Raw genomic sequence first — 14,079 nt, forward strand, 5'->3', positions numbered from 1 at the left:
ATACTGAGGAGTGAAAATATGAAACAAAATAAAAACAAGAACATTACAAAAATTACAAGCGGGGCCTTGGTTTTACTTTTAGCGAGTGGATGCTATATTGGTAATTCAAATGCTGATTCCGAAAAAAATATAAATGAAGTAAAAAATGCTATTGTCGATCCATCAGAAACAAAATCAGAAGAACATAATTCAATTACTAAGGCATTAGAAAATTTAGGTGCAAATAATAAAGGTATAGAAAATACTCAAGAAACAAATAAAAGTAATTCTGAGTTAAATACTTCTAATAAAAATATAGCTGAAAAACAAGCAGAAGAAACAACTAACGTAGAACCTATAGATCCTCATGAGGATTCTAATAATAAAGATGAAGAAAAACAAAATAATATAAATAAAGGTAATAATAAAGAAAACCAAGCTGAAAACTCTGAGTCTCAAGCTTCTAAAACGGATCAAAAAGAAGAAAAACAAAAAGAGGCTGAGAAAACAGAAGATAATTCTAAATCTGAAGATAATAATCAAGGTAATACTGTGATTAAACCTTCACAATCTGATAAGGAAGAAGATAAACAAAACGAAAATAAAAAACCAGAAAATAATCCTAAAACTAAAGATGAGAATAAAAATACTAACTCACAAACAAACAATACTTCTAAAAGCATTCAAAATAAAACAGAAGTTCAAACTGTTCCAGGACAAGGTGACGATCAAAATTCTAAAAAATTAAAAAGTGAAATAGCTGGTGAAATAAATAATATCAAAGCTTTAGTTAATGATGGAACTTGGAGTGATGAATCTGTAAAGGCTGCAAAGGCAAAAATAACAAACTTAGAAGCATTTTTACTTAAAGGTGATTTAAAAGATAAAGACCTAGCTGAAGTTAAATCTGCTTTAAATGATATACAAATAAATGTATTAAAGAAAAAAATAGTAAAAGAAACAAATGTAGTAAAAAATGATGATAAAAAAGTAGTTTCTAATGAAAAATCTAATAAGCTATCTCAAAAAACAGTTATCAAATCAAACACAGATAACGTTCAAACAGGAGTAGGTTCATTATCATCTGTACTTCTTACATTAGGTTCTTCAAGTTTAGCTTTATTTGCAGGTAAAAAAAGAAAATAATAAAATCATTTAGCTAATAATTTAATTTATTAGCTAATATTTTTATTTTGAAAGGATATATATGACAATAAAAAAATCTAAATTTATACTTTCATCTTTCATAGCCTTAACAACTACTATTGCCACTAGTAGTATTTCTTTGGCTGATGATTCAGAATACCAAGATAAGGTTTATGAAGTATATGAAAAGTATTCAGAAAATAAAGAACAAGTTAATAAGGGTAATAATAGTAAGGATCAAAAATTAGAAGAAGCTGAAGAAAGTAATTCTAAAACAAATGAGGATTTGAATAACGAAAATACTCAAGAAAGTGTTAATTCTAATCTTAGTGAAAATTCTATTAATAAAACTGAAGAAGATGATAGTTATAAAAAGGATTCTAATCTAGATAATAAAACCTCAGAAATAAATAGTAATAATATCTCCAATGAGGTTGAATCAACAAATATTGATAAAGTTGAAGACGATAATTCTAATCAAAAAGAAAATAACGATGAGAATGAACTTGATCTTTCTCCTGAAGTAAATCCTGCAAGTTTTAGAAGTGTCTCTAGTTATCAATCTAGATCTTATCGCTCAGCAAACAATTATATAAATACTTATAATACAAAAGATGAATTTTTGACAATGCTACAAAGCCATGCTGAATTAGCAAAACAATATAACATTTACCCAGAAGTAATGATGGGACAAGCTATACTTGAGTCAGGCTGGGGACAATCAAAACTTTCTAAACAAAGTAAGAATATTTTTGGAGTAAAAGTACCTAATAATGAAAAAGGTCAAGGAAAAGGTGATCTTTACGATACTTATGAATATATAAATGGTAAATATGTAAAAGTTAAGGCCGAGTTTAGAAGATTTAACACCTATGAAGAAAGTATTAGACAATACTTACAATTATTAAGTGGTCCTTATTATTCAAGATACGGAGTAAGTAGTGCAAAAGACTATAAAGAACAAGTACAAAGAATAAAAAATGCAGGATATGCTACAGCACATAATTATGTTAGCTCTGTACTAAATGTTATAGATAAAAATGTTTTACCTAAATATAAGCAAAGCCAAACCTCTGCTTCCACTTATTCTAGACTAGCAAAAAAATCATATCCTAAAAATTCCTGGGTAAACAAAGGTAATGACAGATATTATACCGATCCAAATGGAAACTTTATTGGTGATGGAATATATAAAATTGGATCCAATAAATATTATTTTACAAATGGTGGAAAATTAAAAACAAATACAAAAATCATCACAAATATTGGCGCTTATATTATTAAATCAAATGGAATTATGTCACCTATTATAAATAGATGGATAAGAGCTAATAGTGATGACTATCATACCGATAGCCAAGGTAAGCTTAATAAAGGAATATTTGTAATTGAAAATAAATGTTATTCATTTGATTCTGTACTAGGAAAATTAGAAAAAACAAAATTTTTAAGGAAAATAATTATATTTATGCCTCTGACAGTAGCGGAGCAATAAATAAAAGATCTAATACTAGAACAGTTATAGGAAATTATGAATATTCAACTGATTCAAATGGTAAAATAGTTAAATCTTTAGATTTAACGAGAAAACCTGAAGTTAAAATTTTAACTTCATATTTAAGTAATGGTAAAGCTTATAATAAATTTAGTAATAATACAGTTCAATTAGCTAGAAATGCATGGGTAAATGTTGCCGGTAAAGATTTTAGAACAAATTCAAACGGTAGTGTATTATATGGTATTCACAAAATTGGTAACCATTATTACCACCTTACCTATAATGGAATTTCAAAAGGCTACAAAGTTTATGTAAACAAACAACTATATTCTTTCGATAATACTGGTAAAGGATACTTAGTATCTAGTAATTATACTCCAGTAAGAGATTTGGATGTAGCTATTGGATGGATGAAACAAGCTATGAACTTCCACTATAAATATAGTATGGATTGGCAAAAGAGAAATCAAATAGGCTATGCTGACTGTTCTTCTGCTGTTTATAGAGCTATGAAACATGGTGGTTTTATTTCTAAAAATACTCCTAATGGAAATACTGAAACATTATTTGAATTAGGTAGAAGAGGACAAATTTTAAAACAAATATCTGAAAATGAAATTAGATATGGTGATATATTTGTAGCTGGAGTACCTGGAAAATCACTTGGTGCAGGCGGCCATACAGGATTCATCCTAGATAGAAATAGAATCATTCACTGTAACTATGCAGATTATGGAGTTTCAATAACTCAAAGAAAAGGTAGAATGGGAGATACTAAATATCCTGTTAGATATTATAGGTTAGTTGGAGCAAGATAAGACTTTATAAATCGTATGCGTGAAATATAGCATGCGATTTTTTTATTATAAATTAATATAAAAAATTAAATAATTTTGATTAATACAATTGCATTAGTGAAAATATAAAATCGCTTAAATCGCAAATTAGAGCCTTATAAAATTATTGATTTTTGAGATTCGATTAATAATGGAGTAGAGTTTTACAAATTTTATCAGTTTTCTTATTTAAATTTACAAAAAGACTTAATGTTACTTATTTTATAAAATTAAAGCTAGGATAAGAATATAGTCTTGGGGAGTGATATATTAACGGAAGAATTATTGCACAAAATAATAATTTTGTGCAATAATTGATATTTTTTCTTTTTATGTTAAAATTAATCGTAGTTAAGTTAGTTAGGAGATTTTATGAATATTTCAACACCATTAATTTTAGATGATTACTTATCTTATTTAAAATCAATCAGAGCCTTATCGGAAAAAACTATCAGCGAGTATCGATACGATCTTATCAACTTTATTTATTATCAGATTTTAAGAAAAGTATATTATAATGATAAGCAAAATTTAAATAAGGATATTGAAGATGAAAATATCAACATCAATAAAATATTTAATAAATCTTTTATAAGTGATATTAATATTCAAGATATGTATTCTTACATATCATATTTAGATAACGAATTAAATGATAATGCTTCTACAAGATCTAGAAAAATTTCTGCTTTAAGGTCATTTTATAAGTATTTGCACCAAGAGATTGAAATGATTGATAATAATATAACAGAAAAATTGAGAAATCCAAAAATTCAAAAAAGACAACCAGTTTATCTCACTTTGAGCGAAACTGAACTCTTACTAGAAACAATAAATGAGGAAAAAAATGAGTTTTTAAGAAATAGAGATATGGCAATTGTTTTTACCTTTCTTACAACTGGCATGCGTTTATCAGAGCTTGTTAGTGTTGATTTAAATGATATTAAAGATGATCATTTTACAATAATTGGTAAAGGAAATAAAGAAAGAACCATATATCTAACCAAAAATTGCATAGATTTAATCGATAATTACATTATGATTAGAAAAAATTATTTAAAAGATATTAAAATTAATGCCCTATTTATTTCAACAAGAAAAAAAAGGATATCTAATAGGGCTGTTCAATCTACCGTTGATAAATATTTGAAAAAGGCAGGATTTGATACAAGAGTCTATTCTACTCACAAATTAAGACATACAGCAGCAACTCTTATGTATAAATATGGAAATGTTGATATAAGAGCTTTGAAAGATGTTTTAGGTCATGAAAGTGTATCAACTACACAAATTTACACTCACTTGGATAATGAAGATTTAAAAAGAGCTGTAAATAAAAATCCTTTATCAAACTTAAAAATATAAGCCCCAATTTTGGAGCTTATATTTAAGAATTTATTTTTAAAGACTTTTGGTCTAAAATCTTATTATCCATATATTTTTCAAGAACTTTCATTAGGGCTAACTTCCCATGAAATTTATTCAATCCACCTTGAAGATAGACTGTATACGGCTTTCTAAGAGGTCCATCACAAGATAATTCTGAAGTAGCTCCTTCCACAAAGCCGCCTGATGACATTATTACCTTATCTTCATATCCAGGCATATCATCAGCAATTGGTGTTAGATTACAATCAACACTACAGGATTCTTGTATTGCCTTAGCAAATAATTCCAGCCTCTCACTAGATTTTAATTTTATAGCTTGAACTATATCACTTCTTGGGTCATCCATTGTTGGAATTATTTCAAAACCTAAATTATCAAAAGCTTGAGCAAATAATAAGGCTACCTTAATAGATTCTATTGTTGTTTTGCTTGAATAGTATAGACCTTGTAAAACACCTCTTGTAGTTCCAAAACTTAGCCCCTCATCTTTACCTATTCCTGGTGCTGTCAATGTATTAGAGCAGTATTCTACCAAATGTTTTTTTCCAGAAATATAACCACCAGTAAGAGCAATTCCCCCACCGAGATTTTTTATTAATGATCCAGCAATAATATCTGCACCAATTTCTATAGGTTCTTTAGTCTCAGTAAATTCTCCATAGCAGTTATCTACAAATATAATTACATCTTTATTTACCTCACGAATAGCTTTAATAGCTTTTTGAATTTCTTCTATACTAAAAGCTCTCCTATTTGTATATCCAGTAGATCTTTGGATCATAACTAGCTTTGTATCACTTTTTAGTTTTTCTTTAATTTTGTCGTATTGGATCTCTTGATCATTTTTTAAGTCTATTTTGTCATATTTAATACCCTTAGATATTAAATTACCTTTTTTATTTCCTTCGATACCTATAACTTGCTGTAAAGTATCATAAGGATCTCCATTAATTGATAGTATTTTATCACCATAATTCAAAAGAGAAAATAAAACTAAGGAAATGGCATGAGTTCCAGAAACTATATTCGGCCTAACTAAAGAATCCTCTGACTTAAAAATTGATGAAAAAATTGATTCTACAACCTCTCTACCTATATCTGCATATCCATAACCAGTTGCAGAATTAAAATGTATACTTGATAGATTATTTTCATTAAAAGCTTTTAAAACCTTAATTTGGTTGTATTCACTAACTTTATCAAGTTTTTTAAATCTTTTTTCTAAACTTATATCAATTTTTTCTACATATTTTTCAATATTTTCATCTATATTATAAAATTTATTATAAATCATAAGTCTCCTTTGTTAATTTTTTAATATACGACAAATTTTCTTCATCTGAAAACTTATCCCTATAAATAGGATAAGAGAAATCATAAGCTAAGTATTTTTTCATCCATGTTATTTGCCTTTTTGCATAACGCCTAGTATTTTTTTTGATTTCATCTAATAAAATTTCTTTTGAGTATTCTCCTTCAATATAAGGGAAAAATTCTTTGTAACCTATTGCTTGAAGAGATTTAGAATTTTTACTCAAAGAATATTTTTTAACTACATCTCTAAATTCCTTTTCTAATCCTTGATCAAACATTAAGTCAACTCTTTTGTTGATTTTTTCATAAAGAATCGCTCTGTCATCATAGTTTATAAAAAATAATAAGGGATTGATTTCTTTATTCAGCTTTTTTTTCACCTTTTCTTATTTGGCTAGGCTTTTTTCCACTTAGTTCATAAGTTTCTATAGCTCTTACTATTCTTTGAACTTCGTTTGGATGGTATTTCTCTGCTGCTACTGGATCAATTTTTAATAATTTTTCATAAATATAACCATTCCCATAAGTTTTTGCTTCATTTTCTAATTTTTTTCTCAAATTCTCATCTTTTTTATATGTTCCATAATTCATATCAAAAATTATAGAATCTATATAAAATCCAGTTCCACCAGCAATTATAGGGAGTTTATCCCTTGAATTTATATTCTTGATCAAATCCCTTGCTAAATCTTTAAATTCACTTACTGAATAGTCTTGGTCAGGGTATTTTAAATCCAGGCCATAATGTTTGATACCACCCATCTCAATTGATTTAATTTTATTTGTACCAATATCCATTTCCTTATATATTTGTTGGCTATCGGCAGAAATAATTTCACCATCAAATTCTTTTGCTAAATTTATTGCTATATCACTTTTACCACTTGCTGTAGGACCTGTTATAATCAAAACTCTATCTGTCAAAATATTTCTCCAATTCATTTTCCTCTATTGCAATTATAGTAGGCTTACCATCGTATGTTTTATATGGATTTTCAGATTTATTTAATTTATCTATAGTAGCATATGCCTCTGATTCATCAATTTTATCACCTTTTCTAAAGGTATTCTTATTTATTAAAGAAGAAAGTTTTTCTTTAAATAAATCTTCTTTTGAATCATCAATATCTAATAGATTATAGAAAAACTCAAGATTTTCAGGATTATCAAAGACAATAGGTACTGATCTTATTATTAATTTATCAAAGGAAAAAGTATCTATTTCAAATCCTAGTTTTTTAAAAACATCTTTTTTTTCTATATACTTATTATATTCTTCGAGACTAACTTTTATAATTTTAGCTTCTAATAATTGCTGTGAATTCATCTGATTTTTTTTAAAATTTTCAATAAATTCGTCAAATTTTATCCTTTGATCTGCTCTTCTATGGTCTAATAAGAGGATTTTATCTAAATTAATAAATAAAGAATAACGATTAAAGATACTAGTCTTATATAACAAATTTTTAGTATCAATGAAATTTTTGTTTCTCTTATCTTCTAATTCTTTGGAGACTTTCTTTTTTTCTTCTTTTTCTATGAAATTTAGCTCTTCTACTTCAAAAAAATCATCATGGGTATCACTAATACTTTTATCATCAATATTCTCTTTCTCGTAAGAATTTTTTTCTTCATTTACCTTATTATATAAGTTTAATACCTCAGCATAGTCATCGTAAAAGTTTAATTCTTCCTTTTGATCCTCTGGCACTTTTACTTTTTTAAAATCAGAATTCTCATATAATACTTTTGATACATTATCTTCTAAAAGTTCTATTAGATTATCTTCATAGGTAAATTTAATTTCTTTTTTATTGGGGTGAATATTTACATCAATATTATTTGTATCTGTTTTAATAAATAAGAAAAAAGCAGGATATCTTTGGTTTGGAATTGATGATTTATATTTACTTTCAACAGCCTTACTTATATTATTATTTTCAATCAACCTATTATTGACAAAAATATATTGAAAAGACCTATTTCCCCTATAATAATTTGTATTTGAAATATAACCACTAATGTTATATAAAGAATTTTTAGCCTTTATTTTTAAAATATTATCCTTTAGATTTTCATCGATAAGATTTATAATTTTATCTTTTAAGCTATCATTTTCCAATGTTTGAAAAACTAATCTATTATCTTTAATAAATTTCAAAGAAACATTCTCATAACCTAAGGCTAGAGCTTGGATAATTTTTGAAATTTTATTCGATTCATTTATATCAGAACCCAAAAACTTTCTTCTAACTGGAAGATTTGAAAATAAATTAAATACTTCTATACTTGTTCCATTATTTGTTGCAATAGAACTTTTGGATCCAATTTTTCCATTTTTAAATTCTAATTTTTTACCTATTTCTTGATTTGATGTTTTAGAAACAGCCTTAACATCAGCACAAGAAATAATTGATGAAAGGGCTTCTCCCCTAAAACCTAAAGAAAATATCCTATAAAGGTCTGAAAAATCTTTAATTTTTGAAGTAGCATGTCTTTTAAAAGCACGTATAAAATCATCTTCTTCAATTCCGACACCATCATCTGTAACTCTAATATATGATTTCCCGCCATTTTTTATTTCAACTATTATATTTTTTGCATCTGCATCAATTGAGTTTTCAACTAACTCTTTAATAATAGAAACAGGAGATTCTATGACTTCTCCTGCTGCAATTTGTTCGATAGTTTTTTCATCTAATTCTATGATTTTCATCATATCTCCTTAATATTTTCAATAAGCTTGCTTAAAACATTTATAGCTTCAAGAGGTGTAAGCTCATTAATATTTATAGAATCAATATTTTCTTTTAACTTATCCACCTTTATCTTATATATATCGTCAATAGTATTATTTACAATATTTGTGCTATTTTTAAATACCCTGTCATCTTCATCTAGTTTATCCATAAAAATTTTAGCGTTTTCAATAAGTTCATCTGGTAAACCTGATAGTTTTGCAACCTCAATACCATAAGACCTATCAGTTTTACCTTTGGATATTTTTCTTAAAAATACCAAGTTATTATCTTCTTCCAAAATATCTATCTTTAGATTAACTACATTATCAAGCTTATTTTCAAGTATGGTAAGCTCATGAAAATGTGTAGCAAAGACAGTTTTTGCTCTTTTTTTCTTACTTAAATAATCAACAAGACTCATAGCAATAGATAAACCATCATCAGAGCTTGTTCCCCTACCAACTTCATCTAATATTATAAAGGAATTTTCTGTAGAATTTTTTAAAATATTACTAACTTCATTCATTTCGAGCATAAATGTTGATTCACCTTTTGAAATATTATCGCTCGCTCCAATTCTTGTAAATACCTTATCACAAACCGAAATACTTGCACTTTGACAAGGGACAAAAGATCCCATTTGAGCTAGAATAATAATAATTGCCATCTGTCTCATATAAGTTGACTTTCCAGCCATATTTGGTCCTGTAATAATTTGAATTAAATTATTATCCTCACCAATATCTGTATCATTTGCTATAAATTCATTTTCCTTTAAATTCTTTTCAATTACAGGATGTCTTCCATCTTTAATTTTTATAGTATTATCATTGGTAATTATAGGTTTCTTATAATTATTTTCTATAGCAAGTTTTGCAAGGGAGTTTAATGAGTCTATTATCGAAATTAGTTTAGACAAGTATTGAAGTTTTTTGGTATTATCTAAAATAAATTCACGAATTTCTCCAAAGATTTTATATTCTAATTCATTAATCTTATCACTGGAGCCAAGAATTAAATTTGATAGTTCTTCAAGCTTTTCTGTAGTATATCTTTCCTGGTTTTTTAAGGTTTGTTTTCTTATATAATAATCTGGAACAAGGTGTGTATTTGCCTTTGTTACTTCAATTGAATATCCATTATTTTTATTATAATTTATTTTTAACTTACTAATTCCTGTTTTTTCTTTCTCATCTTTTTCATAATTTATTAAGTCTTTTTCAGCAGATATTGATGACTCTTTTAACTTATCTAGGTCATCATTAAATCCTTCTTTTATAATTCCACCTTCAGTAATTACAATAGGTGGATCATTAATTATAGACTTATCTAAAATTTCATAAATATTTGAGACATCAGGTATGTTTTTAGAAAAACTTACTATATCTTTATTATCTAATTTAGAAAGATATTTCTTAAATTCTGGGATATTTCTTAATGAAGTTTTTAAGGAAATGAAATCTCTAGCATTAGCTCTTTGATAAGAAATTTTTCCAATAATTCTTTCCAGATCATATATATCATCAAGATAAAAAGTAATCTTATGAGATATATCAGTATTCAAATAAAAATATTCAACTAAATCTAATCTTTTTTCTATTTTTTCTTTATCAATTAAAGGTCTTTCAAGCCATTCATTTAAAAGTCTTGAACCCATAACTGTATCAGCCTTATCAATTAATTTGAATAAAGAATTTTCCTTACCTTTTTTATCTATATTAGTATGAAGTTCTAAATTTCTTCTTGTATTAGCATCAAGTTGCATATAAGAAGAAATTTCAAGAATTTCAATCTCATTTAAATGAGCTAGATTATTTTTATGATATCTATAAATATAATCAAGTAAATTTGAAATAGCTATTAAGGATATTCTTAAGTTTTTAACTTTTTCAAAATTTCTCCCACCTAAATGATTAAATACATTTTTACTTAAAGACTTATAGTTATCTGTTTCATCAATCTTATTTATTAATGTTTCCTTATTTAGGTCTAAATAATCCAAGACTTTTTTATTTGTAAAATTAGAATTTATAATAATTTCGGATGGAGATATTTTTTCAATCTCATTTATTAATTTATTTGCACTAGAATCTTTATCACTTTTTATTTCAAAAGTCATCAATTTTCCAGTAGATATGTCAGCAAAACATGCCCCTATACCAAACTTACTCTCAAAAATTGACAATAGAAAATTATTATCTTTCTTATCCAAAGATTCTAAATCTACAACAGTACCTGGACTAATAACCCTAGTAATAGCTCTTTTAACCAAACCCTTTGCTTTTTTAGGATCTTCAACTTGATCACAAAGAGCAACTTTATATCCATTCTTGACTAATTTATTAATGTAAGTATCAATTACATGATGAGGAACTCCACACATAGGAGCTCTTTTATCATGACCACATTCTTTTCCTGTTAAAGCAAGCTGTAAGGTCTTGCTGATAGTTATAGCATCAGTAAAAAAAGCCTCATAAAAATCCCCGACCCTATAAAGAAGCAAAGAATCCTTAAAATCATTTTTTACATCTACATAATGCCTTAACATAGGCGTTAATTTTTCATATTTAAACTCTTGGTCCATATAATCACATCCTTAAAATCTACACTTAACATCTTATATTGTACCATAAATATAGTAATTTAGAACTCTTGCTTAAAATTTAAATTCAAAAAAATATGCAAAAGTTATTTTGCTTTTATCTAAGTTCTTACTACAAAATTATTGTATACATAATACTTGATTGTCAATCCCTTATATATATTTTTTTAAAAAAACATTTGTAAAAGGATATATCTTCTTATTTCTATAATATCTAGTCTACTGGCTGGTATTAAGTCTTGATTAAATTATTATTCATCAAGTAATTTGTTTAAGGAGCTTATAAATTTTAATATTATTAAAATTTTCTTTAATTAAATATTTTCACTAACTTTATGAAATCATAATATTATAATAAACTTGTATCTACGAATTTAAAAATATTATAGAAAGATATAAAGTTAAAAAAATAACCCATGAAAAACCATGAGTTATTTAATATTAATTGTTTGTATATTTCTAATCCATTTACCTGAATCTTTATCTTGTTTATCTAAAGCAAATAAAACACCCAATTTTTTATTATATTCAATATTAGGTTTAGAATCAATTTTATATACTAATATAACCCTATTTACCTCTAAGGCAGTTTCCATACTCAAACTTGTTTTGTTCCCTTTTTGGTCTGAAAATTCAATTACATTATTAAGATTAGGATTAATTTTTTCTTTTTTTAGTATTTTTTCTATAGCTACACCTGTCAAAGTAAATTCTTCACCATTTTCTAATGTAACTTTACTTTCAGTTGCTCCTAATTTTCTTAATTCTTTAAGACTTAAGGAATCAATCTCATTATCATTATTTTTTACGACAATTATTTCATTATCATATGAAGATAGATTTCTATTTGATAAAAAATCTAAAGCTTTAGAGAATAAAAAAAGGCCAATAACTATTACAAAAACCAATAAAATTAGATTATATTTATTTTTTCTATATAATTTTAAGAATGTATTATTATTTTTACGTCTCCTCATTATTTTCCGGTTGAACCGATTCCACCTTCTCCTCTTTCACTTTCACAAAGTTCATCAACTCTTTCTATTTGTACTTTTTCATAAGGTTGGATAACCATTTGGGCAAGTCTCTCACCGTTTTTTATAGTTTGGCAATCATTTCCAAAATTATAAAAGAATAATTTTATTTCTCCCCTATAATCACTATCAATAATTCCAGTTGAATTAGCAAGCATTAATTGTCTTTTAACACCTGTTGAAGACCTAGGATAAATAGCAGCAAAATATCTTTCAGGAATTTCAATATGCAATCCTGTTTCAATTTTTGCTATCTCTCCTGGTTTTATTATAATATCATTTTTATTTGAGGAATATATATCCATACCTGCTGAATACTTTGTTTTATATTCTGGCAAATTATTATTTGTTTTTATTTTAAGAATTTTTTTTGTCATAAACACTCCTATCTATTTGTACAACTTATTTTACCATATTATCATATAATTTAAAATGTAAATTCTTTTTAATATTTTTAAAAAATTTGTTAATAATAAAATTGGTTAATTTAAAGACAAAAGGGTATAATAAAATTAGATTCTAATTTTTAAATTAAAAAGGAGTAAAAAATGTCTGACGAAAAAAATATTACAAATGAAAATCAATACAGAGGAGACAAAGAACTCGACAAAAAAACTAGAGAAGCTAATAAAAATGAAGGTGGCGAATCTTTAGATAAAAAAGATCATGCTGATCAAGAAAATTTAAGAAGTATATCTGACGAAGCTGATGAAAACTCAAATGTTGGTGCAGAAGCTAGAAGAACTAGAACAGATATATCTGAAAATCCTTCAAAAGATAAATAATTATAATTTTAGGCTGTAAAATAATTACAGCCTTTTTTATTTGTTTTAATATATATTTAATAGATTTTTTAATATAGTTAATTAAACTAGAAATCTACTTATTTTTTATAGTAATTATTCCCGAACATTCAGAAACTTTTTTAAATTTCATTTCTGGAAAATATGATTTAAGCTCATTAATAACAATATATATTTCATCTTTATCCCAATCATCTTTAGTTTTTATCATACATTTATTATGTTCATTACGAGTTAAAAACATAATGTCTCCAATATATATGCATCCACCTTTTGCTAACTGTTTTTGTAAATTTTTCAATAATATAATTTTATTCTTATCAGTAAGATGATGAAGTGAGTATGTGGCAATTATTGCATTATATTTATTTTCCAATAATGGCTCAACTAATCCTTTAGAAAAATCTCCATAATAAAGCTTAGCATCAGGCATTTTTTCTTTAGATATTACTATCATTTTTTTAGAAAAATCTTGTCCATAAATTTTACAGCCAGATTCATATAATTTTGATATTAAGTTTCCCGTGCCAAATCCTATATCCAAAATATTATCATAAAAATTATTTAATATATCCTTATAGATTTCATGTATTATATTATCATATCCTGCAAACGGATAGGAGCCTTCATTATCAGAAATTTCGACACTTTTATCATAATTATCAGCCCACAAATCAAAACCTTTATTATTTAACAATTAATTCTCCGAATAATTTTTTATGTTTCATTATTATACC

13 protein-coding genes are annotated in these 14,079 nt (G+C 26.0%); 5 read left to right on the forward strand and 8 right to left on the reverse strand.

Annotated features, from left to right (window positions below; translation table 11 throughout):
- Nucleotides 1–18: 18 nt before the first annotated feature.
- From ANHYDRO_RS03125 to ANHYDRO_RS03140, 4 genes are all read left to right on the forward strand, one after another.
- Nucleotides 19–1,125 carry a hypothetical protein gene (locus tag ANHYDRO_RS03125; protein ID WP_004813348.1) on the forward strand — a complete coding sequence of 369 codons (1,107 nt, stop codon included), beginning with the start codon at nucleotides 19–21 and terminating at the stop codon, nucleotides 1,123–1,125.
- A 61-nt stretch (nucleotides 1,126–1,186) separates the two neighbouring features.
- Nucleotides 1,187–2,620: a glycoside hydrolase family 73 protein gene (locus ANHYDRO_RS03130; RefSeq protein ID WP_004813350.1), complete on the forward strand. Its 1,434-nt coding sequence runs from the start codon at nucleotides 1,187–1,189 to the stop codon at nucleotides 2,618–2,620.
- Between the two features lie 392 nt (nucleotides 2,621–3,012).
- Nucleotides 3,013–3,441: a peptidoglycan amidohydrolase family protein gene (locus tag ANHYDRO_RS03135; RefSeq protein ID WP_004813352.1), complete on the forward strand. Its 429-nt coding sequence runs from the start codon at nucleotides 3,013–3,015 to the stop codon at nucleotides 3,439–3,441.
- 390 nt (nucleotides 3,442–3,831) lie between these two features.
- Nucleotides 3,832–4,824, forward strand: a complete 993-nt coding sequence (locus tag ANHYDRO_RS03140) for a tyrosine recombinase XerC (RefSeq protein ID WP_004813354.1) — start codon at nucleotides 3,832–3,834, stop codon at nucleotides 4,822–4,824.
- A 22-nt stretch (nucleotides 4,825–4,846) separates the two neighbouring features.
- Here ANHYDRO_RS03140 and ANHYDRO_RS03145 read toward each other — a convergent pair whose 3' ends face one another.
- The 7 genes from ANHYDRO_RS03145 to dut form a co-directional block, all read right to left on the reverse strand.
- Nucleotides 4,847–6,142: a methionine gamma-lyase family protein gene (locus ANHYDRO_RS03145; protein WP_004813356.1), complete on the reverse strand. Its 1,296-nt coding sequence runs from the start codon at nucleotides 6,140–6,142 to the stop codon at nucleotides 4,847–4,849.
- On the reverse strand, nucleotides 6,132–6,542 hold the full coding sequence (locus ANHYDRO_RS11120) for a tRNA dimethylallyltransferase (RefSeq protein ID WP_004813357.1): 411 nt from the start codon (nucleotides 6,540–6,542) through the stop codon (nucleotides 6,132–6,134). Before ANHYDRO_RS11120 ends, ANHYDRO_RS03145 begins: the two co-directional genes overlap by 11 nt.
- Nucleotides 6,523–7,086 carry a tRNA (adenosine(37)-N6)-dimethylallyltransferase MiaA gene (gene miaA, locus ANHYDRO_RS11125; RefSeq protein WP_262359385.1) on the reverse strand — a complete coding sequence of 188 codons (564 nt, stop codon included), beginning with the start codon at nucleotides 7,084–7,086 and terminating at the stop codon, nucleotides 6,523–6,525. Before miaA ends, ANHYDRO_RS11120 begins: the two co-directional genes overlap by 20 nt.
- The gene (mutL, locus tag ANHYDRO_RS03155; RefSeq protein WP_004813362.1) at nucleotides 7,076–8,881 is read right to left on the reverse strand and encodes a DNA mismatch repair endonuclease MutL; all 1,806 of its coding nucleotides are present in this window, start codon (nucleotides 8,879–8,881) and stop codon (nucleotides 7,076–7,078) included. Before mutL ends, miaA begins: the two co-directional genes overlap by 11 nt.
- Complete coding sequence (gene mutS / locus ANHYDRO_RS03160; protein WP_004813364.1) at nucleotides 8,878–11,487, reverse strand: DNA mismatch repair protein MutS; 2,610 nt, start codon at nucleotides 11,485–11,487, stop codon at nucleotides 8,878–8,880. The genes mutL and mutS overlap by 4 nt, the downstream gene beginning before the upstream one ends.
- 449 nt (nucleotides 11,488–11,936) lie before the next feature.
- Complete coding sequence (locus ANHYDRO_RS03165; protein WP_004813366.1) at nucleotides 11,937–12,482, reverse strand: oxidoreductase; 546 nt, start codon at nucleotides 12,480–12,482, stop codon at nucleotides 11,937–11,939.
- Nucleotides 12,482–12,916, reverse strand: a complete 435-nt coding sequence (dut, locus tag ANHYDRO_RS03170; protein ID WP_004813367.1) for a dUTP diphosphatase — start codon at nucleotides 12,914–12,916, stop codon at nucleotides 12,482–12,484. Before dut ends, ANHYDRO_RS03165 begins: the two co-directional genes overlap by 1 nt.
- A 171-nt stretch (nucleotides 12,917–13,087) precedes the next feature.
- Here dut and ANHYDRO_RS03175 point away from each other — a divergent pair, with 171 nt between their 5' ends.
- A complete protein-coding gene (locus tag ANHYDRO_RS03175) occupies nucleotides 13,088–13,324 on the forward strand; it encodes a hypothetical protein (protein ID WP_004813370.1) in 237 nt (78 codons plus the stop codon).
- 94 nt (nucleotides 13,325–13,418) lie between these two features.
- On the opposite strand, the gene ANHYDRO_RS03180 is transcribed toward ANHYDRO_RS03175, so the two are convergent.
- Entirely contained in the window at nucleotides 13,419–14,039 is a 621-nt protein-coding gene (locus ANHYDRO_RS03180) for a class I SAM-dependent methyltransferase (RefSeq protein WP_004813372.1), read from the reverse strand.
- Between the last annotated feature and the right edge of the window lie 40 nt (nucleotides 14,040–14,079).

Origin of the sequence: Anaerococcus hydrogenalis DSM 7454, assembly GCF_000173355.1 — a bacterium.
GTDB classification, from domain to species: domain Bacteria; phylum Bacillota; class Clostridia; order Tissierellales; family Peptoniphilaceae; genus Anaerococcus; species Anaerococcus hydrogenalis.